This window comes from Aeromicrobium sp. SORGH_AS_0981, assembly GCF_031453195.1.
In the GTDB taxonomy this organism is placed as follows: domain Bacteria; phylum Actinomycetota; class Actinomycetes; order Propionibacteriales; family Nocardioidaceae; genus Aeromicrobium.
The window spans coordinates 483,408-508,268 of sequence record NZ_JAVIZD010000001.1 but is presented as its reverse complement, the minus strand read 5'-3'; the positions used below and the strand labels follow the sequence as shown (position 1 = coordinate 508,268).

General features: G+C 75.0%; 25 protein-coding genes, 1 pseudogene and 1 riboswitch. Of the genes and pseudogenes, 21 read left to right on the top strand and 5 right to left on the bottom strand.

The genetic code is table 11. From position 1 onward, the window contains the following. The first annotated feature begins 30 nt into the window (after positions 1-30). Positions 31-164, top strand: a riboswitch (cobalamin riboswitch). Positions 165-185: 21 nt separating this feature from the next. The 9 genes and pseudogenes from QE370_RS02740 to cbiB all read left to right on the top strand — a co-directional run bounded on the left by QE370_RS02740 (position 186) and on the right by cbiB (position 8,526). Beyond that, positions 186-2,240 carry a VWA domain-containing protein gene (locus tag QE370_RS02740; protein ID WP_309633336.1) on the top strand — a complete coding sequence of 685 codons (2,055 nt, stop codon included), beginning with the start codon at positions 186-188 and terminating at the stop codon, positions 2,238-2,240. Further along, positions 2,240-2,854: a cob(I)yrinic acid a,c-diamide adenosyltransferase gene (cobO, locus tag QE370_RS02735; protein ID WP_253027303.1), complete on the top strand. Its 615-nt coding sequence runs from the start codon at positions 2,240-2,242 to the stop codon at positions 2,852-2,854. The genes QE370_RS02740 and cobO overlap by 1 nt, the downstream gene beginning before the upstream one ends. Positions 2,855-2,933: 79 nt before the next feature. After that, a complete protein-coding gene (locus QE370_RS02730) occupies positions 2,934-5,417 on the top strand; it encodes a cobyrinate a,c-diamide synthase (RefSeq protein ID WP_309633335.1) in 2,484 nt (827 codons plus the stop codon). Then, positions 5,414-5,611, top strand: a pseudogene (locus QE370_RS18130) (NAD(P)-dependent oxidoreductase); the annotation flags it as partial. The gene QE370_RS02730 and the pseudogene QE370_RS18130, both read left to right, overlap by 4 nt. Positions 5,612-5,614: 3 nt before the next feature. Beyond that, positions 5,615-6,394, top strand: coding sequence for a uroporphyrinogen-III C-methyltransferase (gene cobA, locus QE370_RS02725; protein ID WP_309635224.1), 780 nt, complete (start codon positions 5,615-5,617; stop codon positions 6,392-6,394). Next, entirely contained in the window at positions 6,391-6,822 is a 432-nt protein-coding gene (locus QE370_RS02720) for a histidine phosphatase family protein (protein ID WP_309633334.1), read from the top strand. Before cobA ends, QE370_RS02720 begins: the two co-directional genes overlap by 4 nt. Further along, complete coding sequence (locus QE370_RS02715) at positions 6,819-7,574, top strand: adenosylcobinamide-GDP ribazoletransferase (RefSeq protein ID WP_309633333.1); 756 nt, start codon at positions 6,819-6,821, stop codon at positions 7,572-7,574. The genes QE370_RS02720 and QE370_RS02715 overlap by 4 nt, the downstream gene beginning before the upstream one ends. Then, positions 7,571-7,780, top strand: a complete 210-nt coding sequence (locus QE370_RS02710; protein WP_309633332.1) for a cobalamin biosynthesis protein — start codon at positions 7,571-7,573, stop codon at positions 7,778-7,780. The genes QE370_RS02715 and QE370_RS02710 overlap by 4 nt, the downstream gene beginning before the upstream one ends. Continuing rightward, positions 7,774-8,526 carry an adenosylcobinamide-phosphate synthase CbiB gene (gene cbiB, locus QE370_RS02705; RefSeq protein WP_309633331.1) on the top strand — a complete coding sequence of 251 codons (753 nt, stop codon included), beginning with the start codon at positions 7,774-7,776 and terminating at the stop codon, positions 8,524-8,526. The genes QE370_RS02710 and cbiB overlap by 7 nt, the downstream gene beginning before the upstream one ends. Here the strand turns inward: cbiB and QE370_RS02700 are convergent. The 4 genes from QE370_RS02700 to QE370_RS02685 form a co-directional block, all read right to left on the bottom strand. Beyond that, positions 8,480-9,211: a cobalt-precorrin-6A reductase gene (locus QE370_RS02700; RefSeq protein WP_309633330.1), complete on the bottom strand. Its 732-nt coding sequence runs from the start codon at positions 9,209-9,211 to the stop codon at positions 8,480-8,482. The genes cbiB and QE370_RS02700 overlap by 47 nt on opposite strands. Beyond that, a complete protein-coding gene (locus tag QE370_RS02695; protein WP_309635223.1) occupies positions 9,208-10,704 on the bottom strand; it encodes a cobyric acid synthase in 1,497 nt (498 codons plus the stop codon). The genes QE370_RS02700 and QE370_RS02695 overlap by 4 nt, the downstream gene beginning before the upstream one ends. Before the next feature lie 78 nt (positions 10,705-10,782). Next, positions 10,783-11,379 (bottom strand): flavin reductase family protein, encoded by a 597-nt coding sequence (locus tag QE370_RS02690; RefSeq protein ID WP_309633329.1) that lies wholly within the window; start codon positions 11,377-11,379, stop codon positions 10,783-10,785. Further along, positions 11,376-12,425: an NAD(P)-dependent alcohol dehydrogenase gene (locus tag QE370_RS02685; RefSeq protein ID WP_253027295.1), complete on the bottom strand. Its 1,050-nt coding sequence runs from the start codon at positions 12,423-12,425 to the stop codon at positions 11,376-11,378. The genes QE370_RS02690 and QE370_RS02685 overlap by 4 nt, the downstream gene beginning before the upstream one ends. 830 nt (positions 12,426-13,255) lie before the next feature. Between QE370_RS02685 and QE370_RS02680 the strand changes: the two genes are divergently transcribed. From QE370_RS02680 to QE370_RS02660, 5 genes are all read left to right on the top strand, one after another. Further along, complete coding sequence (locus QE370_RS02680) at positions 13,256-13,435, top strand: helix-turn-helix domain-containing protein (RefSeq protein ID WP_253027050.1); 180 nt, start codon at positions 13,256-13,258, stop codon at positions 13,433-13,435. A gap of 74 nt (positions 13,436-13,509) precedes the next feature. Continuing rightward, positions 13,510-13,989 carry a hypothetical protein gene (locus QE370_RS02675; RefSeq protein WP_309633328.1) on the top strand — a complete coding sequence of 160 codons (480 nt, stop codon included), beginning with the start codon at positions 13,510-13,512 and terminating at the stop codon, positions 13,987-13,989. A gap of 99 nt (positions 13,990-14,088) precedes the next feature. After that, positions 14,089-14,850, top strand: coding sequence for an SDR family NAD(P)-dependent oxidoreductase (locus QE370_RS02670; RefSeq protein WP_309633327.1), 762 nt, complete (start codon positions 14,089-14,091; stop codon positions 14,848-14,850). Positions 14,851-14,970: 120 nt separating this feature from the next. Then, the gene (locus tag QE370_RS02665; RefSeq protein WP_309633326.1) at positions 14,971-16,518 is read left to right on the top strand and encodes an AMP-binding protein; all 1,548 of its coding nucleotides are present in this window, start codon (positions 14,971-14,973) and stop codon (positions 16,516-16,518) included. Positions 16,519-16,619: 101 nt separating this feature from the next. Further along, entirely contained in the window at positions 16,620-17,444 is an 825-nt protein-coding gene (locus QE370_RS02660) for a LuxR C-terminal-related transcriptional regulator (RefSeq protein ID WP_309633325.1), read from the top strand. A 93-nt stretch (positions 17,445-17,537) separates the two neighbouring features. On the opposite strand, the gene QE370_RS02655 is transcribed toward QE370_RS02660, so the two are convergent. Continuing rightward, the gene (locus QE370_RS02655) at positions 17,538-18,182 is read right to left on the bottom strand and encodes a TetR/AcrR family transcriptional regulator (RefSeq protein ID WP_309633324.1); all 645 of its coding nucleotides are present in this window, start codon (positions 18,180-18,182) and stop codon (positions 17,538-17,540) included. A 129-nt stretch (positions 18,183-18,311) separates the two neighbouring features. Here QE370_RS02655 and QE370_RS02650 point away from each other — a divergent pair, with 129 nt between their 5' ends. Genes QE370_RS02650 through QE370_RS02620 form a run of 7 tightly spaced genes read left to right on the top strand, consistent with a single transcriptional unit; the run spans position 18,312 to position 24,815 of the window. Beyond that, the gene (locus QE370_RS02650; protein ID WP_309633323.1) at positions 18,312-19,478 is read left to right on the top strand and encodes a VOC family protein; all 1,167 of its coding nucleotides are present in this window, start codon (positions 18,312-18,314) and stop codon (positions 19,476-19,478) included. Then, positions 19,475-20,413 (top strand): fumarylacetoacetate hydrolase family protein, encoded by a 939-nt coding sequence (locus QE370_RS02645; protein ID WP_253027043.1) that lies wholly within the window; start codon positions 19,475-19,477, stop codon positions 20,411-20,413. The genes QE370_RS02650 and QE370_RS02645 overlap by 4 nt, the downstream gene beginning before the upstream one ends. Continuing rightward, positions 20,410-20,760: a DoxX family protein gene (locus tag QE370_RS02640; protein ID WP_309635222.1), complete on the top strand. Its 351-nt coding sequence runs from the start codon at positions 20,410-20,412 to the stop codon at positions 20,758-20,760. The genes QE370_RS02645 and QE370_RS02640 overlap by 4 nt, the downstream gene beginning before the upstream one ends. After that, a complete protein-coding gene (locus QE370_RS02635) occupies positions 20,757-22,304 on the top strand; it encodes a bifunctional 3-(3-hydroxy-phenyl)propionate/3-hydroxycinnamic acid hydroxylase (RefSeq protein WP_309633322.1) in 1,548 nt (515 codons plus the stop codon). The genes QE370_RS02640 and QE370_RS02635 overlap by 4 nt, the downstream gene beginning before the upstream one ends. After that, positions 22,301-23,497 carry a cytochrome P450 gene (locus QE370_RS02630; protein ID WP_253027311.1) on the top strand — a complete coding sequence of 399 codons (1,197 nt, stop codon included), beginning with the start codon at positions 22,301-22,303 and terminating at the stop codon, positions 23,495-23,497. Before QE370_RS02635 ends, QE370_RS02630 begins: the two co-directional genes overlap by 4 nt. Next, positions 23,494-23,688, top strand: coding sequence for a ferredoxin (locus QE370_RS02625; RefSeq protein ID WP_309633321.1), 195 nt, complete (start codon positions 23,494-23,496; stop codon positions 23,686-23,688). The genes QE370_RS02630 and QE370_RS02625 overlap by 4 nt, the downstream gene beginning before the upstream one ends. Next, positions 23,685-24,815 carry an NAD(P)/FAD-dependent oxidoreductase gene (locus QE370_RS02620; RefSeq protein ID WP_309633320.1) on the top strand — a complete coding sequence of 377 codons (1,131 nt, stop codon included), beginning with the start codon at positions 23,685-23,687 and terminating at the stop codon, positions 24,813-24,815. The genes QE370_RS02625 and QE370_RS02620 overlap by 4 nt, the downstream gene beginning before the upstream one ends. The last annotated feature ends 46 nt before the right edge of the window (positions 24,816-24,861 follow it).

Genomic DNA, 24,861 nt, shown 5'->3' with positions numbered 1-24,861 from the left:
ACGCGGCGCGCCCCGGTAGCCTGGCTCGGACAAACTGCACACGCGCGAGGTGCCCCAGACGGTTGGGGAGAATCGGGAAGCCGGTGGAAGTCCGGCACAGGGTCCGCTGCGGTGACCACCTGGAGGTGGAAGTCCGAAGACCGGCCTCGCGCCGCACCAGCCATGGCGATCGAGCGGGAGCCCTCATGCCACAGCACTACCCCTTCACCGCCGTCGTCGGCGCCGAGCCCGACCAGCTCGACGACATGGCGCTCGCCCTCGTCCTCACGACGATCTCGCCCGCGATCGGCGGGGTCCTCGTGCGCGGCGAGAAGGGCACGGCGAAGTCGACGCTGGTGCGGGCGCTCGCCGCGGTGCTGCCCCCCATCGACGTGGTGAAGGGCGACCGGTTCTCCAGCGACCCGGCCGACCCCGCGCCGCTCTCGCCCGACGGTCCGTTCGGTCCCGACCCCGAGGCCGAGACGCGGCCCGTGCGGCTCGTCGAGCTGCCCGTCGGTGCCACCGAGGACCGTGTGCTCGGCTCCCTCGACCTCGAGCAGGCGCTCGGCAGCGGCGTCACCCGCTACGAGCCCGGTCTGCTCGCCCGCGCCCACCGGGGCGTGCTGTACGTCGACGAGGTCAACCTGCTCCACGACCACCTCGTCGACCTCCTCCTCGACGCCGCCGCGATGGGCCGCTCGACGGTCGAGCGCGACGGCGTCTCCGTCGAGCACGCCGCCCGGTTCGTGCTGATCGGCACCATGAACCCCGAGGAGGGGGAGCTGCGCCCGCAGCTGCTCGACCGCTTCGGCCTCGCGGTCGAGGTGGCCGCACCGCGCGACCCGCAGGCCCGTGCCGAGGTGGTGCGCCGCCGGCTCGCGTTCGACGCCGACCCCGCCGGGTTCGCCGCACGCTTCGCCGAGCAGGACGCCGCGCTGACGACGCGCATCCGCCGGGCGCAGGAGCTGGTGGCCGAGGTCGAGCTCGACGACGCGACGCTCGTGTCGATCGCCGAGCTGTGCGCGGCGTTCGAGGTCGACGGGCTGCGCGCCGACATCGTCACCGCCCGCACCGCGGCCGCCCACGCCGCCTGGCACGGTCGCACCACGATCACGCGCGACGACGTCCGCGCCGCCGCACGACTGGCACTGCCGCACCGGCGCCGGCGCAACCCCTTCGACGAGACGGGCCTCGACGAGTCGCAGCTCGACGACCTGCTCGGCCCCGACGAGCCGCCCGCCGGTGGACCCGAGGACGGGCCCGGCGACGGTGGTCCCGAGGGCGGTCCTGACGACGGGGGGCCCGACGACGGACCCGACGGCGGACCGGACGGCGGCCCCGGCGGCGCGCCCGACCGCAGCACCGACGCTCCCGCCACGCCCCCGACGGGCGGCGAGTCCCGCAGTGACGCCGGCGACGGCGAGGGCTCCGGCCCGGCGCCCGAGTCGACCGTCGGCGCCGGCGAGCCCGTGCGGGCGCGGCTGCTGCAGGTCGACGGCGTCGGCGCCGGGGTCTCCGGACGTCGCTCGCGCGCCATCACCGACGACGGCCGCCGCATCGGCGCGCGCACGCCCGCCGGTCGGTCGGGCTCGCTGCACCTCGTCGAGACCGTGCGCGCCGCGGCACCGCACCAGCACGCCCGCGGCCGGGCCGACGGCGGCCGGGTGCTGCTGCGCCCCGCCGACCTGCGCGTGGCCGTGCGCGAGGGACGCGAGTCCAACCTCGTGCTGCTGTGCGTCGACGCCTCCGGCTCGATGGCCGCGCGGCGCCGGATGGAGCAGGTCAAGACGGCCGTGCTGTCGCTGCTGCTCGACGCCTATCAGCGTCGCGACAAGGTCGGGCTCGTGACGTTCCGGGGTGCGTCCGCGTCCCTCGACCTCCCCCCGACGTCGTCGGTCGACGTCGCCGCGCGCCGGCTCGAGGAGCTGCCCGCCGGAGGCCGCACGCCGCTCGCCGAGGGCCTGGCCACGGCTGCCGACGCCCTGCGTCTCGAGGCCATCCGCGACCCGCTGCGCCGACCGCTCCTCGTCGTCGTCACCGACGGCCGCGCGACGTCGGGCCCCGACGCGCTCGCCCGCGCCCACCGCGCCGCCGACCACGTGCGCGCCACCCGCGTGGCCTCCGTCGTGGTCGACTGCGAGACCGGTGGCTTCCGGCTCGGCCTCGCCGCCGTGCTGGCCGACCGGCTCGGCGCCCAGCACCTCCCGCTCGGCGAGGTGAGCGCGGAGTCCCTCACCCGTGCCGTGAAGGAGGCCGCCTGATGCCCCAGGGTCAGCCGCTGGTCGTCCCCGACGACGGCCTCACCACCCGCCAGCGTCGCAACCGTCCGCTCGTCATGGTCCACACCGGGCCGGGCAAGGGGAAGTCGACCGCTGCGTTCGGCCTGGCCATGCGTGCCTGGAACCAGGGCTGGAAGGTCGGGGTGTTCCAGTTCGTCAAGTCCGCCAAGTGGCGCGTCGGCGAGCAGAGCGTGCTGGAGCACCTCGGTCGCCTGCACGAGACGGAGGGCCTCGGCGGGCCCGTCGAGTGGCACAAGATGGGCTCCGGCTGGTCGTGGTCGCGCAAGTCGGGCACCGACGACGACCACGCCGTCGCCGCGGCCGAGGGCTGGGCCGAGATCAAGCGCCGCCTCGCCACCGAGACGCACGACCTGTACGTGCTCGACGAGTTCACCTACCCGATGACGTGGGGCTGGGTCGACGTCGACGACGTCGCCGACACGCTCGCGTCGCGCCCCGGCCGCCAGCACGTCGTGATCACCGGCCGCGACGCCGCCCCCCGGCTCCTGGAGGTCGCCGACCTCGTCACCGAGATGACGAAGGTCAAGCACCCCATGGACGTCGGCCAGAAGGGCCAGCGAGGCATCGAGTGGTGAGCATCCAGCAGCGATCGACCCCACGTCCGGCGGGGGTGCCGGGCTCCGGGCGGCAGACGGCAGAGCGAGGCATCGAGTGGTGAACCTGCCCCGCCTCGTGGTCGCCGCGCCGGCGTCGGGCCACGGGAAGACGACCATCGCGACCGGCCTCATGGCCGCACTGTCGCGGTCGGGCCACCGCGTGTCGGGCCACAAGGTCGGCCCCGACTACATCGACCCCGGCTACCACGAGCTGGCCACGGGCCTGCCGGGCCGCAACCTCGACCCGCACCTGGCGGGGGAGGAGCGGCTGCTGCCGCTGCTGCTGCACGGCGCCGCCGGCTCCGACCTCGCGGTCGTCGAGGGCGTGATGGGGCTGCACGACGGCATGCTCGGCACCGACGGGTACGCGTCGACGGCGCACGTCGCCCGCGTCACGCACAGCCCGGTGGTGCTGGTGGTCGACGTGTCGTCGGCGTCGCGGTCCATCGCCGCGCTCGTGCACGGCATGGTCACCTTCGACACGTCGGTGCGGGTGGCCGGCGTCATCCTCAACAAGGTGGGCTCCACCCGCCACGCCGACGAGGTCGTCCGCGCCCTGGAGGGCACGGGCGTGCCGGTGCTCGGCATCGTGCACCGCGACGACGGGGTGGTGGCACCCTCGCGCCACCTCGGCCTCGTGCCGGCGGAGGAGCGCGACGACGCCAAGGCCGCGCTCGACCGGCTCGCCGCGCGGGTGGCCAAGGCCGTCGACCTCGAGGAGGTCGTGCGCATCGCGCAGTCCGCGCCGCCGCTCACCGGCGAGGCGTGGGACCCGGTCGCCGAGACGGCACCGCACACGACCGACGTGCCGGCGCAGCGCCGGGTCGTCGCGGTGGCGGGCGGCCGGTCGTTCACGTTCCGGTACGCCGAGACGGCCGAGCTGCTCGACGCGCTCGGCTGCGACGTGCGGGTCTTCGACCCGCTGCACGACGAGACGCTGCCGGAGGGCACGTCGGGCCTGTACCTCGGGGGAGGTTTCCCCGAGGTGCACGCCGCCACCATCTCGGCCAACGAGCCGCTGCGGCACGCCATCGCCGACGCCGTCGCCGCGGGCGTGCCGACGGTCGCCGAGTGCGCCGGCCTGCTGTACCTGTGCCGCACGCTCGACGGCGCCCCGATGGTCGGTGCCCTGCCCGCGGACGCCGCCATGACGCCGCGGCTGACGCTCGGCTACCGCACCGCCGTCGCGCCCGAGGAGCACCTCCTCGCGCCGACCGGCGGCCGGGTCACGGGTCACGAGTTCCACCGCACGCACGTGACGCCCGCCCATCCCGAGGCCGGCCTCACCGTCGCGTGGACGAGCGCCCACGGTCCCGCCGGCTTCGCGAGCCCCACGCTGCACGCCTCCTACCTGCACACGCACTGGGCCGGTCACCCCCGCATGGCCGCCCGCTTCGCCGCCGCCGTGCGCGCCCTCCCGTGTGGCGTGGAGGCTCTCGCTGGGCCTGTCGAGACCACCCGGCAACGGCCCAGTGAGCGCCGACACCCAGCGACGGCCCGGAGGGGCCCCGAGGTGTCGACCAGTGCAGTGGACCCCCTCCGCCACCACGGCGACGTGGAGGCCACGGACGGGCTCGTCGACCTCGCCGTCAACGTGCACGACGGCCCGCGGCCCGCCTGGCTCGACGACGCGCTGCGCGGCGCGCTCGACCACGTCGGCCGCTACCCCGACGCGCGGGAGGCCGAGGCGGCCGTGGCGCACCGGCACACCCGGCCCGTCGAGGAGGTGCTGGCCACGGCCGGTGCCGCCGAGGCGTTCACCTTGCTCGCGCGGGCCCGACCCTGGCAGCACCCCGTGGTCGTGCACCCGCAGTTCACCGAGCCCGACGTCGCCCTGCGCCAGGCCGGGCACACGCCGCGCCACGTGCTCCTCGGGCACGACTTCGCGCTCGAGCCCGATGCCGTTCCCGACGCCGCCGACATCGTGGTCGTCGGCAACCCGACCAACCCGACCGGCGTGCTGCACCCGGCCTGGGCGCTGCGTGCGCTGGTGCGTCCGGGACGCGTCGTCGTGGTCGACGAGGCGTTCATGGACGCCGTGCCCGGGGAGTCGGCGTCGCTCGCCGACGCGCGCCTGCCGGGCGTGCTGGTGCTGCGCAGCCTGACGAAGCTGTGGAGCATCCCCGGCGTCCGTGCCGGGTACGTCCTCGGCGACGCCGACCTGGTCGCCGACCTGCGCGCGCAGCAGCCGCCGTGGTCGGTGTCGGCGCACGCCACCGCCGCGATCGTCGCCTGCACCTCCGACGACGCCCGCGCGGAGGCCGCCCGTCGGGCCTCGCAGGTCGCCCAGCACCGCGCCGTGCTCACCGACGGCCTCGACGCCCTCGGGGTGCGACACCTGCCGTCCGCCGCGCCGTTCGTGCTCGCCGAGGTCGGCACGGGCGTGCACGGCGCGCTGCGCTCCGCCGGCTGGGCCGTGCGCCGCGCCGACACGTTCCCGGGCCTCGACGACCGCTGGGTGCGCCTCGCCGTCCGCGCGCCCGACGTCGCCCGCCGCTTCCTCGCGGCGCTCGAGGTCGTCCTGCAGGAGGCACGCCCGTGAGTCGTGTGCTCGTCGTGGGCGGTGGCCTGCGCGCCGCGGCGGCCGTCTCCGCGCACCTCGCGCAGGGCCACACCGTCACGGTGGTGGCCGAGGAGCTCGTCGCCACCCTCGAGGACCTCGCCGACCGGGGCCTGGTGTCCTGGCACGCCCGCGACCTCGTCCTCGACGACGTCCTCGAGTCCGACGTGGTGGTCCGGCTGCCCGACGGCGAGGACACCCCCGCCGCCGAGCCCACGGGTGTCCCTCGTCCGCAGCCGGGCGAGGTCGTGCTCGTCGGCGCCGGCCCGGGCGACCCCGACCTCATGACCGTGGGCGGCCAGCGCGCGCTCGCCGAGGCCGACGTCGTCGTCACCGACCGGCTCGTGCCCCTGGCGGCGCTCGACGCCGTCCGCGCCGACGCGCTCGTCATCGACGTGGCCAAGGTGCCCGGCGGCCGCTCCACGCCGCAGGAGACCATCAACGACCTGCTGGTCGAGCACGCCCTGGCCGGTCGTCGCGTGGTCCGGCTCAAGGGCGGCGACCCGTTCGTGTTCGGTCGTGGTGGCGAGGAGGCGCTGGCCTGCGCCGCGGCCGGCGTGCCCGTGCGGGTGCTCCCCGGTGTCACGTCGTCGGTGTCCGCGCCCGCGCTCGCCAACATCCCCGTGACCCACCGCGGCACCACCCAGGGGTTCACCGTGGTCTCGGGACACGTGCCGCCCGGGCACCCCGACTGCACCGTCGACTGGAAGGCGCTCGCCTCCACCGGCACGACCCTCGTGGTGCTCATGGGGGTGCGCACGCTCCCCGCCATCGCCGAGGCGCTGGTGCAGGGCGGCCTCGACCCGCGCACCCCGGCCGCGGTCGTGGCCGACGCGGGCCTGCCGAGCCAGCGTCGCGTCGACGGCACCGTCGCCACCATCGCCGACGTCGTGGCCGAGAGCGGCATCGGCGCGCCGGCCGTCACCGTGGTCGGCCACGTCGTGGACGTCCTCTCGTGATCCGCCTGTTCTGGATGCGTCACGGCGAGTCCACCTGGAACGTCGCCGGTCGCGAGCAGGGCCGGACCGCGCACCCGCCGCTCACCGAGCGGGGCCGCGCGCAGGTCGTCGCGGCCGCCCACACGCTGGAGGAGTCGGGCGTGACAGCCGTGGTGTGCTCGCCGCTGGTCCGGGCGCGGGAGAGCGCCGACCTCGTCGCCGCGCACCTGGGGCTCGACGTCGTGGAGGACCCGCTGCTCGTCGAGCGTGGTCTCGACGAGACGGTCGACGACGTGCTGGAGCGGATCCGCACCTTCGTGGCCCGCCAGCCGCTCGACAGCACGCTCGTCGTCAGCCACGGCGACCTCATCGCCTACGCCCACGCCCTCCTGACCGGCTCGACGCCCAGCCTGCCCGCGAACGCCGAGGTCCGGGTGACGGTGTCGTGATCCTCGACGCCTGGCGGCTCGCCGTCGGCACGCTCAGCGCCTGGCCGGTGCGACCGCCGCGCACGGTCGATCGGCGGGTGGCCGGTGGTGCGATGCTGCTCGCGCCGCTCGCCGTGCTCCCGCTCGCCGTCGCCGCCACGCTGCTCGTGCTGGTGGCCGACGCCGCCGGTCTCGCGCCGCTCGTCGCAGGGCTGCTGGTCGTCGGGCTCCTCGCCCTCGGCACCCGGGCGTTCCACCTCGACGGCCTGGCCGACACCGCCGACGGGCTCACCTCGTCCTACGACCGCGACCGCACGCTCGCCGTCATGCGCTCCGGCGACGTCGGGCCCGCCGGGGCCGCCGCCCTCGTGCTCGTGCTCGGGCTGCAGGTCGCCGGCGTGGCGGCGCTCGCCGCCTCCGACGCGGCCCTGCTCGTCGGCGCGGCCGTGCTGCTGTCGCGGGGGACGCTCGCGCTCGCCTGCGCCCGCCCGGTGCCGGCCGGCGAGGGCTCCCGGCTGGGCGCCACGGTCGCGGGCACCGTGCCGGTGGTCGCCGCCCTCGCGGCCCTGGTCGTCTGGACCGCGGTGCTCGTGGGTGCCGGGGTGCTCGTCGACGTGGCGTGGTGGCGCACGCTCGCTGCCGCCGGCGTCGCCATGGTCGTCCTGTCGCTGCTCCTGCTGCGGGCCCGCCGTCGCCTCGGCGGCGTGACCGGCGACGTCCTGGGCGCCGGGGTCGAGCTGACCCTCGCGGCCGTCCTGGCGATGCTGTCGTGACGGCGTCGCGCGCGAGAGCCGCGGGACTCGTCCTGGGCTTCGTCGCCGACCGGATCCTCGGGGACCCGCAGCGCCTGCACCCCGTGGCCGGGTTCGGGCGCGCGGCAGCCGCCCTGGAGCGGCGCACCTACGCCGACCGGCGCGCCGCGGGCGTGCTGCACGTCGCGGTGCTGGTCGGCGGCAGCGCGGGGTCGCGGGCGTGCTGACGCAGACGACGGCGAGGCGTCGCGGACCCGTGGCCGAGGCGCTGGTGGTGGCCGGCTGCACGTGGGCCGTGCTCGGCGGCCGCTCCCTCGAGCGCGAGGCGCTCGCCGTGCACGACCACCTCGCCGCCGACGACCTGCCGGCCGCGCGCCAGCGCGTCACGCACCTCGTCGGCCGCGACCCCAGCGTCCTCGACGCCGGCGGCGTCGCGCGCGCCACCGTCGAGTCGGTGGCCGAGAACACCTCCGACGCGGTCGTCGCCCCGCTCGTCGCCGGGGCGGCCGCCGGCGTGCCCGGCCTCCTGGCCTACCGTGCCGCGAACACGCTCGACGCGATGGTCGGGCACCGCACGCCCCGGCTCGAGCGGTTCGGGTGGGCCGCCGCCCGCCTCGACGACCTGCTCAACCTCGTCCCCGCCCGGCTCTCGGCCGCGCTCGCCGCGCTCGCCGCCCCGTTGGTCGGCGGCAGTCCCGCGGCGGCGGTCCGCGCCTGGGCGCGCGACGCGCGGCACCACCCCAGCCCCAACGCGGGACCCGTCGAGGCGGCGTTCGCGGGGGCGCTCGGGGTGCAGCTCGGCGGCGTCAACGTCTACTTCGGCCGTACCGAGGACCGGCACACCCTGGGCGACGGCCGCCCCGTCGCCCCGGCCGACGTCGCGCGCGCCACCCGGCTCGCGCTGCTGGTCGACGGCGGTGCGCTGCTCAGCTGCGTGCTCGCGCCCAGGCTGCTGCGTCGTCGACGTCGCTGACCGTCTCCACGCCCTCGGGCGGGGCCGGCCGACGCACGACCACCACGGCGGCGCCGCGCTCGGCGGCGACGTCGAGCTTCGCCACGGTGTGGTCGCCGCCGGAGTCCTTCGTCACGACCACGTCGACGTCGTGCTCGGCGAGCAGGGCGCGCTCGGACGCGAGGTCGTAGGGGCCGCGGCTCTGCAGCAGCGTCCATGCCGTCGGCAGCGCCACCTCCGGCTCGTCGACCACCCGCACCAGCGCGCGCACGTCGCGCAGCGGCTCGACGAACGGCGCGAGTCCCTGGCGCCCGATGCTGAGGAACGGCCGGTGCCCGAGCGTCGCCGTCGTCGCGGCGGCCTCCTCGTGCGAGTCGACCCAGTGCCAGCCGTCCGCGTCCGGGCGGGTCGACCAGCCCGCGCGCTCGAGCCGCAGCAGCGGCACGTCCTCCGCCGCGCAGGCCAGCGCGGCGTTGCGCGAGATGCCCGCCGCGAAGGGGTGCGTCGCGTCGACCACGGCGGTCACGCCCTCGTCGCGCAGGTAGGCACGCAGGCCGTCCACGCCGCCGAACCCGCCGATCCGCGTCTCGCCGACGGGCATCCGCGGTCGCGCGACCCGACCGGCCAACGACGACGTGAACCGCAGCCCCTCGAGGGAGCGCGCGAGCGCGCGGGCCTCGGCCGTACCGCCCAGCAGCAGCATCATGCGACGCTCCCCGCTCCCGGGGGCAGCAGCGGCAGGTCGGCGGGAGCGCCGTCGCGGGCGAGCGTCCAGAGCGCGTCGACGTCGAGGTGCTCCTCCACGAGGTCGCCCAGACGGTCGAGCCGTGCCTCGCGCAGCGCCCCGAAGGACACGTCGGAGTCCGGGAGGGTCGTGCCCGCGGCAGCCGCCACCTCCGCGAGGAACGCGTGCCGGAACGCGTCGCCCTCGAGGCTGCCGTGCCACATGGTGCCCATCACCGCACCGCGTCGGGCACCGGCCAGGAACTCCTCGTCGGCGCCGCGCGTGATGCGGCCGTGGTGGATCTCGTAGCCCGACGTCGCCGCGCCCAGCGCCTCGCCGACGGGGAGCCGGAGCACCTTCTCCGTGCCGAACGTCGTCTCCACGTCGAGCAGCCCCAGGCCCTCGACGCTGCGCGGTGTCGACGCCTCGACCGCGTCGGGGTCGTGCACGTGCCGGCCGAGCATCTGGAACCCGCCGCAGATCCCCAGCACCGGGCGCCCGGCCCGCGCGTGCGCGACCACGGCGCGGTCCAGGCCGCGGGACCGCAGCCACGCGAGGTCGTCGATGGTGGCGCGGGTCCCCGGCAGCACGACGAGGTCGGCGTCGGCGACGTCGCGTGGGTCCGACACGAACACGACGTCGACCCCGGGCTCCACGCCCAGGGCGTCGACGTCGGTGAAGTTGCTGATCCGCGGCAGCCGCACGACGGCGACGCGCAGCGCCCCGGCGGTGCCGGAGCGACGCCCCTCGAGGTCGAGCGCGTCCTCGGAGTCGAGCCACAACGTCGGGTCCCAGGGCAGCACGCCGAGGAACGGCCGCCCGGTCAGCTCCGTCAGCCGCTCGAGCCCGGGCGCCAGCAGCGAGACCTCGCCGCGGAACTTGTTGACCACGAACCCCGCCACCAGCGCCTGGTCGGCGGCGTCGAGCAGGGCCACCGTGCCGTGCAGCGCCGCGAACAGCCCGCCGCGGTCGATGTCGCCGACCACGACCACCGGCATCCGCGCGTGCTGCGCCAGGCCGAGGTTCACGTAGTCCGACGCGCGCAGGTTGATCTCGGTCGGCGAGCCGGCGCCCTCGGCCACGACCACGTCGTGCCGTGCGGCCAGGTCGTCGAACGCCGCGTGGGCGGCCTGCGCGAGATGACGCCGCCCCTCGACGAAGTCCGTCGCGTCCACGACCCCGCCGGGGCGGCCCATGACCACGGCGTGGCTGCGCCGGTCGCTGCCCGGCTTCAGCAGCACCGGGTTCATCGCCACCTCAGGCGTCGCCTCCGCCGCCAGCGCCTGCACCCACTGGGCCCTGCCGATCTCGCCGAAGCCGGCGTCGGCGTCGTGCCCGAGCGGGACGACCATCGAGTTGTTCGACATGTTCTGCGCCTTGTAGGGCGCGACCCGCAGGCCCCGGCGCGCGAACGCCCGGCACACACCGGTCGTCACGACGCTCTTGCCCGCGTCGGACGTCGTCCCGGCGATCATCAGCCCAGGTGTGCGCACCGGGGCAGACTACCGACCCGAGCGGGACCGCCCGGCCGTGCTCCTGGCGGGGAGCACGGCCTAGGAGGCGCTCGTCGGGCGGGGGAGCGTGAACGGGACGCTGGGCGGCGCCCACTCCTCCTTGCCGAGGCGGGTCATCGGCGCCAGCCGGTCGAACTCGGGGTGGCCGTCGACGAGCACGTGGTCGGCGACGCTGAACAGCAGCACCTCGGCGAGCACCAGCGTCGAGTCGCCGAGCTCGGTCGTCGAGTGCAGCCGGCACTCGATCGACGCGGGGGAGTCGACGACGCGTCGGGGCGCGACCAGCTCGCTCGGCTCGGTCGCCAGCCCCAGCTCCTCGGCCTCGTCGACACCGTGCTCGTACGGCGCGCTCGACCCGTTGATGGCCTCGGTGAGGGGTTGCGTGGCCAGGTTCACGACCAGCTCCCCGGTCTCGCGGACGTTGCGCAGCGTGTCCTTCTCGCCCACCGACGTGAACGCGAGGATCGGCGGGTTCGCGCACGCGACCGTGAAGAACGAGTGCGGGGCGAGGTTGCCGCGGCCCTGCGCGTCGACCGTGCTGATCCAGGCGATGGGTCGGGGGACGACGAGGGCGGTCATCAGCCGGTACGGCTCGACCCCCTCGTCGCCCACGACCAGGCTGGTGCGCAGGCTCACGGCGCGAGGGTGGCGACGTCGATGACGGCGCGGTAGCGGACGTCGCCGTCGACGACCTTGTCGTAGTACTCGTCGACCTGGTCGGCCGAGATGACCTCGACGGTGGCGGTGATGTCGTGCTCGGCGCAGAAGTCGAGCATCTCCTGCGTCTGCGGGAGGCCGCCGACCATGGAGCCCTCGACCGCGCGGCGCATGGTCAGCAGCGAGAACGCGCCGACCTCGAGCGCGTCGCTGGGGGCGCCGAGGTTGATCATCCGGCCGCCCCGGTCGAGCAGGCCCAGGTAGTCGTCGAGCGGGACGGACGCGCCGACGGTGTTGAGGATGACGTCGAAGGAACCCTGCAGGTTCTTGAGCGCGCCCTCCTCCTCGGTGGCGACGTACTCGGAGGCGCCGAACGCGAGCCCGTCCTCCTTCTTGGCGTCGGTGCGGCTGAGCACGGTGACCTTCGCGCCGAGCGCGGCAGCGATCTTGACGGCCACGTGGCCCAGGCCGCCCATGCCGATGACGCCGACGCGCGAGCCCTCGGTGACGCCGTGGCGCACGAGCGGGGCGTACGTGGTGATGCCGGCGCAGAGCAGCGGCGTCGTGCCTGCGAGGTCGACGCCGTCGGGCACCTTCACCGCGAAGTGGTCGCGGACGACGACCTGCTCGCTGTAGCCGCCGTAGGTCACCTCGCCGTCGTAGGTCTTGGCGGAGTAGGTCTGCACGACGCCCTGGTCGCAGAACTGCTCCTCGCCGTCCTTGCAGGCGTCGCACTCGAGGCAGGAGTCGACGAAGCAGCCGACGCCCACCGTGTCGCCGACGGCGTGCGCGGTGACGTCGGAGCCGACCTCCTCGACCGAGCCGATGATCTCGTGACCGGGCGTCATCGGGAAGATCCCGGCGCCCCACTCGTCGCGCGCCTGGTGGATGTCGGAGTGGCAGATCCCGGCGTACTTGATCTTGATGCGCACGTCGTTCGGCTTCAGGTCACGTCGCTCGAGGTCGACGGTCTCGAACGGCTTGCCGGCGTCGGGGACGGACAGGGCGGAGACGGTGGTGGTCATGCTGTCAACGGTAGGCACGCCCCCCGCACCCCGCAGCGCGAGCGGCCGGGATCACCCCCACGTCCCGTTGGTCGAGTGCCTCCACGAGCGCCAGCGAGGGGAGGTGTATCGAGACCGCTCTGGGCCGTCGCTGGGGGTTGGCTCGCGCTGGGCTGTTGCTGGGTGGTCTCGATACGCGTCCACGACGCTCGTCCCTCGCGCGTGGCCGCTACTCGACCAGCGGTGGGTGTCGTTGGTCGAGTAGTCGACGCCGCGACGAAGGAGCTGGCGGAGACGTATCGAGACCACTCCGGGCCGTCGCTGGGGGCTGGCTCGCGCTGGGCTGTTGCCGGGTGGTCTTGATACGCGTCCAGCGGAGGGGTCTGGTGGTCGAGTGCCTCCACGAGCGCCAGCGAGGGGAGGTGTATCGAGACCGCTCTGGGCGGATCAGCGTGGAGTGAGGCAGCGCTGGGCTGTTGCCGGGTGGTCTCGATACGCGTCCACGACGCTTGTCCCTCGCGCGTGGTCGCTACTCGACCAGCGGAGGGGTCTGGTGGTCGAGTGCCTCCACGAGCGCCAGTGAGGGGAGGTGTATCGAGACCGCTCTGGGCGGATCAGCGTGGCGTGAGGGAGCGCTGGGCTGTTGCCGGGTGGTCTCGATACGCGTCCACGACGCTCGTCCCTCGCGCGCGGCCGCTACTCGAACAGCGGCACCTTGCGCCGGTCGAGTCATCGCCTCCGCCGAGGGACGAGGCTCGAGGTGACGTATCGAGACCACACGCGGTCCCTGGAAGGCATCCGGTGCTCGTCCGTTGCGGGGTGGGCTCGACGCGCGGCACTAGGCTGGGGTCATGTCGTCGCAGCTGACCGTCGCCGAGGCCGCCGCCCTGCTCGGCGTCCCGACGGCGGACGTGCACCGGCTCATCGCGACGGGGCGGGTCGAGCACCAGCTGGCCTGTTCAGGTCGGTGCGAGCTGCTCGTCAGCGCCGAGTCGGTCGAGGCGCTGCGGTCGGCCGCCGGTCGGGCCTGACCTCGACCTTCGGACCACGAGGTCCGTCCTTTCGGCCGACGCGGACGCTCGTGGTCGTCCCTAGCGTGGACGTCATGATCGCGGGCCCCGAGACCGAGCTGCGCATGTCCGACGCCGACCGCGTCTGGACGTTCGTGCTGCTGGCCGGCGGCGGGGCGGCGCTGCTGCTCGTCCTGCCGTGGCTGCTCGACCTGGTCAGCGGCTTCCCGTGGGTGCCGTTCGAGGACGTCGCGCGCTGGGTGGCGGGCTTCGACGCCCCATGGGCGTGGGCGGCGCGGCTCGCCGCCGGTGCTGCGGTCGGCGGGGCGCTGGCGGTACTCACCATCGTCGACGAGCACCGGGTGGTCGTGCGCGACGAGGAGCTGGTGCTCGTGCACGGCCGCGACCGCCGCACCGTGGCACGCGACCAGGTCGTGGGGGTCTACCTCGACGGTCGGCGCCTGGTGGTCGACGGGACGCAGGGTCGACGCCTCTTCCACGAACGGCTCGAGGCTCCACGACACCAGGTGCGCGAGGCGTTCCTGGCGCACGCCTACCCGTGGGAGTCCGCGTAGGGCCGGTGCCGTGGGCGGTCGGCGCGTCCTGGGTCGGCGCGCCGGGGCCGCGGTCCCGTGCTTCGATGAGGAGGACGACCAGGACGCAGGAGGCATCACATGGGCAGGTTCGATGGCCACGTCGTGATCGTGACGGGCGGCGGGTCCGGCATCGGGGCCGCGACGGCGCGCCGGTTCGCGTCCGAGGGGGCGACGGTGGTCGTGGCCGGACGGCGCGAGGAGAAGCTGCGCGAGGTCGCCGAGTCCGCCGACGGCACCGTCGTGCCGCACCGCTGCGACGTCAGCGACGTCGCGGCCGTGGAGGAGCTCGTCGCCTCGACCGTCGACGCCCACGGCCGGCTCGACGTGCTCGTGAACAACGCCGGCATCGGGCCCTCCGGGCCCGTGCCCGACGTCGACCGCGACGCGTGGGACGAGACGCTGGCGATCGTCCTCGGCGGCGTCTTCCACACGTCCCGCGCGGCGCTGCCCCACCTGCTCGAGTCGCGCGGCAGCATCGTCAACGTCTCGTCGGTCTCCGGCGTCGGGGGCGACTGGGGTGCGGCCGCCTACAACGCGGCGAAGGGCGGCGTCACGAACCTGACCCGGGCGATGGCGCTCGACCACGCCGAGGCGGGGGTGCGGGTGAACGCGGTCGCACCGAGCCTGACGAAGTCGGAGATGACGGCCGGGATGGCCGACGACCAGGAGCTGCTCGACCGCTTCTGGGACCGGCTCCCGCTCGGACGGGCGGCCGAGCCGGAGGAGGTCGCGTCGGTGATCGCCTTCCTCGCGAGCGACGACGCCTCGTTCGTCAACGGCGTCGTGCTGCCGGTCGACGGCGGCCTCACGGCGTCGAACGGGCAGCCCCGCCTGGGCTGAGGTCGTGGTCCGGGCCCGCGGCCCGGACCCACCTTCGAGGGTGTCGGCGCCGCATGCGACGGGCGCAGTCTCGAGGCGGCCGCCTGCTGGGGGCGGCTCCGACTCGTGAAGGAGACCCCCATGACCCTCCAGGCGCGCCCGACGGACCTGGTCGACGACCTGCTGGCGACGTACGCCGACGTCGGCGCGGACGCGGCCTACCTCGCGTGCGACCGGCACGACCCGGCCGCGACCGCCTTCGTGCTCGTCGACGACGACCTCGTCGCGACGCCGCTGACCTACGGCGAGCTCGCGGACGAGTCGCGACGGATGGCGGCCGTGCTGCGCGAGCACGGCGTCGCGCGCGGCGACCGGGTGCCGGTGCTGCTGGGCAAGCGACGTGAGCTGCCCGTGACGCTGCTGGCGCTGTGGCGTCTCGGTGCCGTGCACGTGCCGCTGTTCACCGCGTTCGCCACCGGGGCGATCCGCACGCGGGTGGAGGGGTCCTCGGCCCGCGTGGTCGTCACCGAGCCCGACCAGCGCAGCAAGCTCGACCCGCTGCCGGGCCTCGACGTGCTGGAGGTGGGTCCGGCGCTCGAGCGCGAGCTGTCGGGCGTCGAGCCGCTCACCGAGCGGGTGGCCGTCGGCGGCGACGGCACGATCATGCAGCTGTTCACCAGCGGCACGACCGGGAGCCCGAAGCCGGTCACGGTGCCGCTGCGCGCGCTGGCGTCGTTCCACGTCTACCTGGAGCTGTCGCTCGACGTGCGCGAGGACGACGTGTTCTGGAACGCCGCCGACCCGGGCTGGGCGTACGGCCTCTACTACGGCCTGGCCGGCCCCCTCGTCGCCGGTCGGCCCAACGTGCTGCACACCGCCGGGTTCACGCCGGCCGGGACGGTCGCGGTCGTCGAGCGGCTCGGGGTCACGAACTTCGCCGGCGCCCCGACGATGTACCGCGCCATCAGCAAGAGCGGTCTCGTCGAGCACCTGCCGCTGCGGCGGGCGTCGTCGGCGGGCGAGCCCCTGACCCCGGACGTGCTGGCGTGGGCCCGGCGGGTGCTGGGGATCGAGGTGCGCGACCACTACGGCCAGACCGAGCTGGGCATGGTGATCTGCAACAGCTGGAACGATGGCGTGGCCCGTCCGGTCAAGGACGGGTCGATGGGGGTGCCGATGCCCGGCTACGCGGCGGACGTCGTCGACGGGCAGATCGCGATCGACGTGCCCGCCAGCCCGCTGTTCTGGTTCGAGGGCTACCACGGCGACCCGGAGAAGACGGCCGAGCGGTTCAGTCCCGACGGCCGCTGGTACCTCACCGCCGACACCGGCTCGGTCGACGAGGACGGCTACTTCCAGTTCACGGCCCGCGACGACGACGTGATCCTGGCGGCCGGCTACCGGATCGGGCCGTTCGACGTCGAGAGCGTCCTCATCACGCACCCGTCGGTGGTCGACGTCGCCGTCGTCGGGCGGCCGGACCCCGAGGGGGTGCGCGGCGAGGTCGTGGAGGCGTTCGTGGTGCTGGCCGACGGGGCGCAGGACGGGCCGGAGCTGCACGCCGAGCTGACCGCGCTGGTGCGCGACGGGTACTCGCGGCACGCCTACCCGAGGCGCATCCACGTGCTCGACGCGCTGCCGAAGACGCCGAGCGGCAAGGTCCAGCGGTACCTGCTGCGCTCGCTGTGAGGGGGTCGGGGCGCCGATCCGCTCGTACCCTCGAAAGGAGGGAGGGCGTGACGTGAGCGGGTCCGGGTCGCTACTGTGACCGGCGACACAGGAGGTGCCCGATGCCCGACCACCTGGCCCCGCAGGAGGTCCTCTCGCGAGGACTCGACGACCTGCGCCGCGTGACTGGCCTGCCGCTGGTCATGGGCGGTCTGGTGCGCAGCCGGGAGCACTTCACGATCTCCGAGCTGCGGGGCGCGCTGACCACGTCGCTGCACCAGCTGCGGGTGCGCCAGGGGGAGGGTCTGGGCGGCAAGACGCTGGCCACCCGTCGGCCGGCGGCGGTGAGCGCCTACCCGCGCTCAGCCGCGATCACGCACCGGTACGACCGATGGGTGGCCCCCGAGCGTCTGCAGTCGGTGGTGAGCATCCCGGTGGGGGTCGAGGGGCGGCAGCCGTCGGCGATCGTCTACCTGTGCGACCGGCGCACCGAGCGGCTCGGCCTGGCCGTCGTCGACGCTGCGCGGCCCGTGCTCGCGGGCCTCGCCGCCGACCTCGGCGCTGCCACGACCGCCGAGGAGCGGATGCGGGCGATCAGCCTGCGGGCCGCACAGGCGACCGACGCCCCGCACGACCTGGCGCGCGAGCTCCGGCAGGTGGCGGACCTGACCACCGACCCGAGCACGCGAGCGCGCTTGGAGGCCGTGCTCGCGCGGCTGCCCGGTGAGGGCGCGAGACGCCCGGCCGGACCCAACCCGCTGGGTCGACGCGAGGTGGAGGTGCTGCGGCTGGCCGAGGAGGGCGCGACGAACGTCGAGATCGCCGACGCGCTCGGTCTCGTCGAGAGCACCGTGAAGTCGTACATGAAGTCGGCGATGGCGAAGCTGGGCGCGGAGAACCGCGTCAAGGCGGCTCGCGCCGCCCGGGCGCAGGGCCTGCTCGGCTGAGGGACGCACCCCCCTCGCGTTTTGTGGACTTGGTGACGGTCCTCGTCGCGAAGATCGTCACGAAGTCCACAGAACGCGAAGAGGCTGGGGTGGCTAGGCGTCGAGGTGCGGGAGGGGGAGCGCGCAGAGCCGCGCGGCCTCGGCCGCGTCGAGCCCGAGCATGCGCAGCAGCTGGCCGGTCAGCTCCTCGACGTCGTCGACGGCGACCAGGTCGGGGTGCGAGGAGCGCAGGCGCAGGAACCCGAGCAGGGATCCCCCCACGGTGCTGAGGGCCAGCGGCAGGTGGGTGACGGTGAAGCGTCCGGCCGTCATCGCGTCGGTGAGGTCGCGCAGGGCCCGCGGCGCGAGACCGTCCTCGAGGTCGAGCAGGTCGAGACCGAACCGGTTGAGCACGTCGGCGAGCGCCGGGTGGGTCCAGGCGAGCCGGGCCGAGATCCGGAACGACAGCGCGAAGCGGGTCGCCGGATCCTCCGCGTCCGCGACGGCGGCGTCGATGAGCCGGGCCCACTCCTCCAGCACGTGGGCGGTCGCGGCCTGGAAGAGCTCCTCCTTGCTCGTGAAGTGGTTGTAGAAGGAGCCGAAGCCGACGTCGGCCGCGTCGGTGATCTGCTGGATGGTGGCCGTCGCCGCGCTGCCGTCGACGATGAGCCGCTCCGCCGCGGCGAGCAGGGCCGCGCGCGTGCGCGCCCGCCGCCGGTCGACGCGGGGGCCGTCGCTCGTGCTCGTGCCGTCGCGCATCTCGTCCCTCCCCCTCCTCCGCTGCCGTCGGGCCAGCCTAGTGGTCGGCTCGTGCGGTCCTGGGCCTTGTCCCGACCACGACCAAGCCCCTATATTGATGATCTCATCAGAAATGTAGAGGTTCATCAGATGTCGGCATCCGACCGTGCGCACGACACCAGCCGCGAGCACGCCCACGACCACAGCCACCGCGACCTGCACAGCGAGCAGGGCCGTCGTCCCGGCGAGCACGTGGGCCGGTCGGCGCAGCCGGTCGTCAAGGTGCGCGACCTCGCCTGGCTGGAGTTCGAGAAGCCCGACCTCGCGGCCGCGGAGGTGTTCGCCCACGCGTTCGGGTTCACCACGACCTACCGGAGCGCGACCGAGCTGAACCTGCGGGGCGCGTTGCCCGGGGCGCCGTGCGTGGTCGTGCGGAAGGGTCGGGGGTCGCGGTTCGTGGGCCCGGCGTTCGCCGCCGAGACGGCCGACCTGCTGCGGCTCTCGGAGCACACCGGCGTGCCCGTCCGGCGCCTGCCCGAGCACCTCGGCGGCCACGTGGTCGACCTGCGCGAGCCGGCGGGGGCGCGCGTGCGGGTCGTCGCCGACGTCATCGAGCACCCCGCGCTGGCGACGCAGCAGGCGCAGACGCTCAACGTCGGCTCGGAGGTCGAGCGGGTCAACGCCGCGCAGCGCCCCCCGCGGCAGCCGGCCGTCGTGGAGCGGCTCGGCCACGTGGTGCTGCAGTCGGACCGCTACCTCGCCTCGCTCGACTGGTACCTCGACCACCTGGGCCTGATCGTCTCGGACTTCCTGTTCTTCCCGGGCCAGCGCGACCGCGGCCCGACGATGGCCTTCATCCGCTGCGACCGGGGCAGCGAGCCGGCCGACCACCACACGCTGGCCATGACCCTTGGGCCCCGCAGCCGCTACGTGCACTCCGCGTACCAGGTGGCGGACCTCGACGCGCTCGCCGCCGGCGGGGAGCACCTGCGCGACCTCGGCTACCGGCACTCCTGGGGCATCGGCCGACACATCCAGGGCAGCCAGCTGTTCGACTACTGGCGCGACCCCGACGGCTTCCTCGTCGAGCACTTCAGCGACGGCGACCGCTTCGACGCCTCCCTCGAGCCGGGCTGGGCGGAGATGACGGCCAGCGGCCTCGCGCAGTGGGGTCCGCCCGCCACCGCCGACTTCCTCGGGGTCGCACCCGGCAAGGAGTCGCTGCGGGAGCTGCTGTCGATGACCACCGCCCTGCGCTCGGACAACGAGTTCGACCTCGACCGCCTCCTCGGACTGATGAAAGTGGCCCGCTCATGACCCTCCCCGTCCTCCGCACCGCCGACGCCTGGTGGCTGCGCCGCCCCGACGGTGCCGTCCGCGTCGAGACGTCGGCGACGACGACCGCCGAGCTCCTCGCCGACCGGGCCGCCGTGCTCGCGGCGCGCGACGGCGGCGACCCCGTGCCGGTCGACTCGCTCGCGCTCGTCTCGCCGGTCACCGCACCCTGCCGCGTGGTCGCGCAGATGGCGAACTACGCGAGCCACGCGAAGGACGCCGGGATGAACCCGTCGCGCGTGCCGCTCGCCTTCTTCCGGAAGTCGTCGGGCTCGATCAGCGGCCCGTCCGACCCGGTCGTGCGACCCGCTCACGTGACGCTGCTCGACTACGAGGTGGAGCTGGGCCTGGTGGTCGGGCGCGCGGTCACGGCGGGGGAGGAGGTCGCAGCCTCCGACCTGCCCGACCTCGTCGCCGCGCTCGTGGTGGCGAACGACGTCTCCGCGCGGGACCTCCAGCTGCCCAAGACCCAGTTCTACGAGTCCAAGTCCTACCGCACGTTCACCCCGGTCGGCCCGGTGCTGCTGGTCCTGGAGGACGGTGAGCTCGAGCGTCTGCCCGAGCTGCGGCTGCGGCTGTGGGTCGACGGCGAGCTGCGCCAGGACGAGCTGGCCTCCGACATGATCTACCGGCCCGCCGAGGCCCTCGCCGCCTTGGCACGGTTCCAGGATCTCGCGCCCGGCGACCTCGTCCTCACCGGCACGCCGGCGGGCACCGCGCTGAGCGCCCCGCCGGCGATCGTCGAGAAGGTCGGAGCCCTGCTCCCGCCGCACGTGAAGTGGCGGATCTTCCTCGGCAAGCAGGTCAAGGACCGTCGCTACCTGCAGGACGGCAACCTCGTCGAGGCGTCGATCGCGACCGACGACGGCGCGCTCGACCTCGGTGCGCAGCGCACGGTGGTGCGGTGGACGCGATGAGCGTCGCGGTGGTGCTCCTCGTCGTCGTCAGCGTCGTGCTCGTGGCGACGGGCCTGCTCAAGCTGGTCGCCGCGCCGCCGATGCGCGAGCGCGCGCAGCACCTGGGCTACCCGGTCGGGGCGTTCCGTGCGGTGGGCGCGCTGGAGCTGCTGGGCGTGGCGGGTCTGTGGGTCGGCCGCGCCGCGTCGGGCCCGCTCGCGACGACCGCGCTCGTGGCGCTGTTCGTCCTCATGGCCGGCGCGGTCGTGTCGCACCTGCGCGTCGGGGACGGCCTGCCTGCCGTCGCGCCGGCGCTCGTCGTGGCGGCGCTGCTCGTGGCGCTCCTGTCGCTGGGCGTCGCACCGTGAGCCCGACGCTGCCCGTCGTCGTCGTCGGTGCCGGCCCCACCGGCAGCGCCGCTGCCCTGGCCCTCGCGGCGCGCGGCGTGCGCACGGTGGTGGTCGAGCGGTGGCCCGAGGTGTACCCGCAGCCGCGGGCCGTGCACCTGGACGACGAGGTCTACCGGGTGCTCGTGCGGCTCGGGCTGGAGGACGACCTCGCCCGGCTGACCCGCCCGTGCGCCGGCCTGCGCCTGGTCGACGCCCACCTGCGGGTGCTGGCGTCGTTCGACCGCTCGGGCGCATCGCCGGTGACGGGCTACCCGCGGGCGAACATGTTCGACCAGCCGGTGCTCGACGCCGTGCTCCGCGAGCGGCTGCGCTCGACTCCGGAGGTCACGCTGCTCACGGGTCGCGAGGTCGTCGGCGTCGAGCAGGAGTCGGCCGACCGCGTGGTGGTGCTGCACCGCCCGCTCGACGACGACGGACCGCAGGAACGTCTCGAGGCGTCGTTCCTGCTGGGCTGCGACGGCGCCAACAGCGTCGTGCGGCGGGAGCTCGGCGGCAGGATGGTCGACCTCGGCTTCGAGCAGCGCTGGCTCGTGGTCGACGTCGACACCGACGTCGACCTGGGCCACTGGGACGGCGTGCACCAGGTGTGCGACAGCACCCGGGCGGCCACCTTCATGCGCGTCGGCGCGCGCCGGTACCGCTGGGAGCTGCAGCTGCTCGATGACGAGACCGCCGACGACCTCGCGTCGCTGCCCGCGGTCCTGCCGCTGCTGCGTCCCTGGCTCGACGACGTCGACGCGGCCGACCTGCAGCTGGTCCGCTCGACGGGCTACACGTTCCGCGCCGCGGTCGCGGAGCGGTGGAGGTGGGGCCGCGTGCTCCTGCTGGGCGACGCGGCGCACCTGACACCGCCGTTCGTCGGCCAGGGCATGGGCGCGGGCATCCGCGACGTCGACAACCTCGTCTGGAAGGTCGCGGGCGTGCTCGACGGCGCGCTGCCGGCCGACGTGCTCGACACCTACGAGGTGGAGCGCTCCGCGCACGCCCGGGCGATGATCCTGCTGGCCCGTCGGGTCGGCGTGCTGATGAGCTCCGGGGGACGCCTCGGCGACCACGCGCGGGGGGCCGTGCTCCCGCTCGTCGCCCGGTCGGCGCGGCTCTACGCCGGTGCGGTGGACAGCGCCACGCCCGCCCTCGTGCGCTCCTCCCTCGTGCTGAGGTCGCGCGGCGACCGGCTGGCGGGGACGCTGTGCCCGAACGTCACCGGGGGCGGAGCGACCTTCGACCGTCTGGTCGGCCACCAGTGGGCCCTCGTGACGGCGGTGCCGCCGTCGCCGTCGGCCGTGGAGGAGCTCGCGTCGCGCGACGTGGCCGTCGTCGAGGTCGGCCCTGCCGCGGGCGGGACCCTCGACCGCATCGCCACCTGGCTCGCCGAGGCGGGCTGCGCGGCTGCCCTGGTGCGCCCCGACCGGACCGTCATGGCGTCCGGGCCCGACCTGCCCGTGCTGGTCTCGACCGCGACGTCCCTCCTGCTACCCGCCCGGACCGAGGTCCCCGCATGAGCCCGACCGCCCCCACCTACCGTCCCGACGTCTACGCCACCAGGGCGATCCTCGACCCGTACCCGCACTACCGACGCATGCGTGAGCTCGGTCCGGTCGTGTGGCTGCCGCGGCAGCGAGCGCACGCCGTCGTGCACCACGCGCCGTGCAAGGAGGTGCTGCTCGCCGACGACCGGTTCCGCTCGGAGCGGGGCGTGGCGCTGAACCCGGTGGCCAACCGGCTCAGCCGCGGCACGACCCTCAACAGCGACGACGCGGACCACGAGCGTCGGCGTCGCCTGCTCGCGAGCCGGCTGACCCCGAAGGCGCTGCGGTCGATGCGCGAGGAGGTCGACCGGCGCGCGGACGCCGTCGTCGAGGCCGCCGTGTCGCGCGGCGAGGTCGACGGTGTCGTCGACGTCGCCCGCGCGCTGCCGACGTCGTTCGTGCCCGACCTGATCGGGTGGCCGCGCGAGGGTCGGGAGCACCTCCTGCCGTGGGCGGGGGCGACCTTCGACTGCCTGGGCCCGACGAACGCGCGGACGCTCCGCGCGGCACCGCGGACCTTGCGCATGATGCGGTTCGCCCGCTCCGTCGTGCGTCGCGGCGACGTGCTGCCGGGGTCGATGGGCGCCGACCTGCTCGCGAAGGTCGCGTCCGGCGAGGTGCGTCGCGAGGAGTGCCCGGCGCTGATGATCGACTACCTGGCACCGTCGCTCGACACGACGATCAGCGCGATCGCGAGCGCGCTCTGGCTGCTCGCCACCCATCCCGACCAGTGGCAGGCGCTGCGCGCCGACCCGTCCCTCGTGCCCAACGCGGTCAACGAGGTCGTGCGCGTGGAGTCCCCGCTGCGTGCGTTCTCGCGCTGGGTCGCCGCTGACACCGAGGTCGCCGGCACGCCGCTGCACCGTGGGTCGCGCGTGGTGGTGCTCTACGCCTCCGCCAACCGCGACGAGCGCGTCTGGGACCGGCCCGACGACGTCGACGTCACCCGCGACGCCAGCCAGCAGCTCGGGTTCGGCCAGGGCGTGCACGGCTGCGCGGGTCAGGGGCTCGCCCGGCTGGAGACGCAGGCGATCCTGCGCTCGCTGCTGGAACGCGTCGACCGGCTCGAGCTCACGGGCCCCGCGAGCTGGGGCCGCAACAACATCATCCACTCGCTCGACCGGCTGCCGCTGCGGCTGGTCCCCGCCCGGAAGGACGCGCCATGAGGATCATCGCCGACTACGACCGCTGCGAGGGCCACGGGCTCTGCGTCGACCAGGCGCCCGACGTCTTCGACCTCGACGACGACGGCGAGCTCGTGCACCACCTCGAGGACCAGGACGTGCCCGCGGCGCTGGAGGAGGCGGCCGGTCGCGCCGTCGACTCCTGCCCCGTGGCCGCCCTGCGGCGCGCGTGAGCACCCCGGTGCCGCGTCGGGTGCTGGTCGTCGGCGGATCGACGGCCGGTGCGACCGCGCTGCGCGAGCTGCGGCGCCGGGGCTTCGACGGTCGGCTCACCCTGATCGACCCGCTCGACGGCACCCATCGTCCGCCGCTGTCGAAGGCCGTCCTGGCCGACGCGGCGCACGAGGCGTCCGTGCTCATGGACCTCGGGTCGCTCGACGTCGTCCGCGTGCCGTCGGCGGCGGCCTCGCTCGACGTCGACGCCCGTGTGGTGACCGACGTCGACGGCGGCGAGCACGGCTACGACGCGCTGCTCGTGGCCACGGGCGGCCGAGCACGACGGCTCGCTGCGGCGGGTCAGGACGGCGAGCTGGTGCTGCGCACCGTCGCCGACGCGCGGCTGCTGCGCGAACGGCTCGCGACGGCAGCCTCGGTCGTGGTGGTGGGCGCGGGGTTCCTCGGGCTGGAGGTGGCGACGGCCGCACGGCGGACCGCGGCGACGGTCACCGTCGTCGACCCCGAGCCGCCCCTCGTGCGCCTGGTGGGCGACCACCTCGCGACCGTGCTGGTGGGCCGCGCGACCGGCCACGGCATCATCGTCCGGCGCTCCGCGGTGCGTCTGCACGGCAGCCCTGTGCGGGGGGTGGAGCTGGACGACGGCAGCGTGCTCGAGGCGGACGTCGTCGTGACGTGCGCCGGCGACGTGCCCGAGACCGCGTGGCTGGAGGGCAGTGGTGTCGCCGGACCGCAGGGCGTGCCGGTCGACGCGTCGTGCCGCAGCCCTCGGGACGGTGTGTGGGCGGCCGGCGACGTCGCTGCACCGGTGGTCGACGGCGCGGTCGTGCGCCGACCGCTCTGGGCCAACGCGGTCACCCAGGGGCGTGTGGCGGCGGCGTCGATGCTCGGCCAGGAGGTCGACGACCCGGTCCTCGACGACTACGCCTGGACCGAGGTCGCCGGGACGTCGGTGAAGGTCGTCGGGCGCCTGCCGTGCACCGGCACGCCCCGCGTGCTCGAGGAGTCCACCGACGGCGGCCAGCTGCTCGCGTTCGGCTCCGACGCCGTGGCCGCGGTCGGGCTCCGGCGTCCCGTCCCGCGGCTGCGTCGGACGCTGAGCGAGCTCCGGTCGGCCGAGCGATGACGAGCCCCCCGTGGACGCCACGTCCGCGGGACCCGTCGACCCGCTG

Coding starts and splice junctions, on each gene's coding strand:
- QE370_RS02630 (WP_253027311.1), top strand. CDS start 22,301: ATGAGCCCGACCGCCCCCACCTACCGTCCCGACGTCTACGCCACCAGG.
- QE370_RS02660 (WP_309633325.1), top strand. CDS start 16,620: ATGCCCGACCACCTGGCCCCGCAGGAGGTCCTCTCGCGAGGACTCGAC.
- QE370_RS02625 (WP_309633321.1), top strand. CDS start 23,494: ATGAGGATCATCGCCGACTACGACCGCTGCGAGGGCCACGGGCTCTGC.
- QE370_RS02700 (WP_309633330.1), bottom strand. CDS start 9,211: ATGATGCTGCTGCTGGGCGGTACGGCCGAGGCCCGCGCGCTCGCGCGC.
- QE370_RS02675 (WP_309633328.1), top strand. CDS start 13,510: ATGATCGCGGGCCCCGAGACCGAGCTGCGCATGTCCGACGCCGACCGC.
- QE370_RS02645 (WP_253027043.1), top strand. CDS start 19,475: ATGACCCTCCCCGTCCTCCGCACCGCCGACGCCTGGTGGCTGCGCCGC.
- QE370_RS02655 (WP_309633324.1), bottom strand. CDS start 18,182: ATGCGCGACGGCACGAGCACGAGCGACGGCCCCCGCGTCGACCGGCGG.
- QE370_RS02665 (WP_309633326.1), top strand. CDS start 14,971: ATGACCCTCCAGGCGCGCCCGACGGACCTGGTCGACGACCTGCTGGCG.
- QE370_RS02640 (WP_309635222.1), top strand. CDS start 20,410: ATGAGCGTCGCGGTGGTGCTCCTCGTCGTCGTCAGCGTCGTGCTCGTG.
- QE370_RS02670 (WP_309633327.1), top strand. CDS start 14,089: ATGGGCAGGTTCGATGGCCACGTCGTGATCGTGACGGGCGGCGGGTCC.
- QE370_RS02685 (WP_253027295.1), bottom strand. CDS start 12,425: ATGACCACCACCGTCTCCGCCCTGTCCGTCCCCGACGCCGGCAAGCCG.
- QE370_RS02680 (WP_253027050.1), top strand. CDS start 13,256: ATGTCGTCGCAGCTGACCGTCGCCGAGGCCGCCGCCCTGCTCGGCGTC.
- QE370_RS02695 (WP_309635223.1), bottom strand. CDS start 10,704: ATGATCGCCGGGACGACGTCCGACGCGGGCAAGAGCGTCGTGACGACC.
- cobO (WP_253027303.1), top strand. CDS start 2,240: ATGCCCCAGGGTCAGCCGCTGGTCGTCCCCGACGACGGCCTCACCACC.
- QE370_RS02650 (WP_309633323.1), top strand. CDS start 18,312: ATGTCGGCATCCGACCGTGCGCACGACACCAGCCGCGAGCACGCCCAC.
- QE370_RS02740 (WP_309633336.1), top strand. CDS start 186: ATGCCACAGCACTACCCCTTCACCGCCGTCGTCGGCGCCGAGCCCGAC.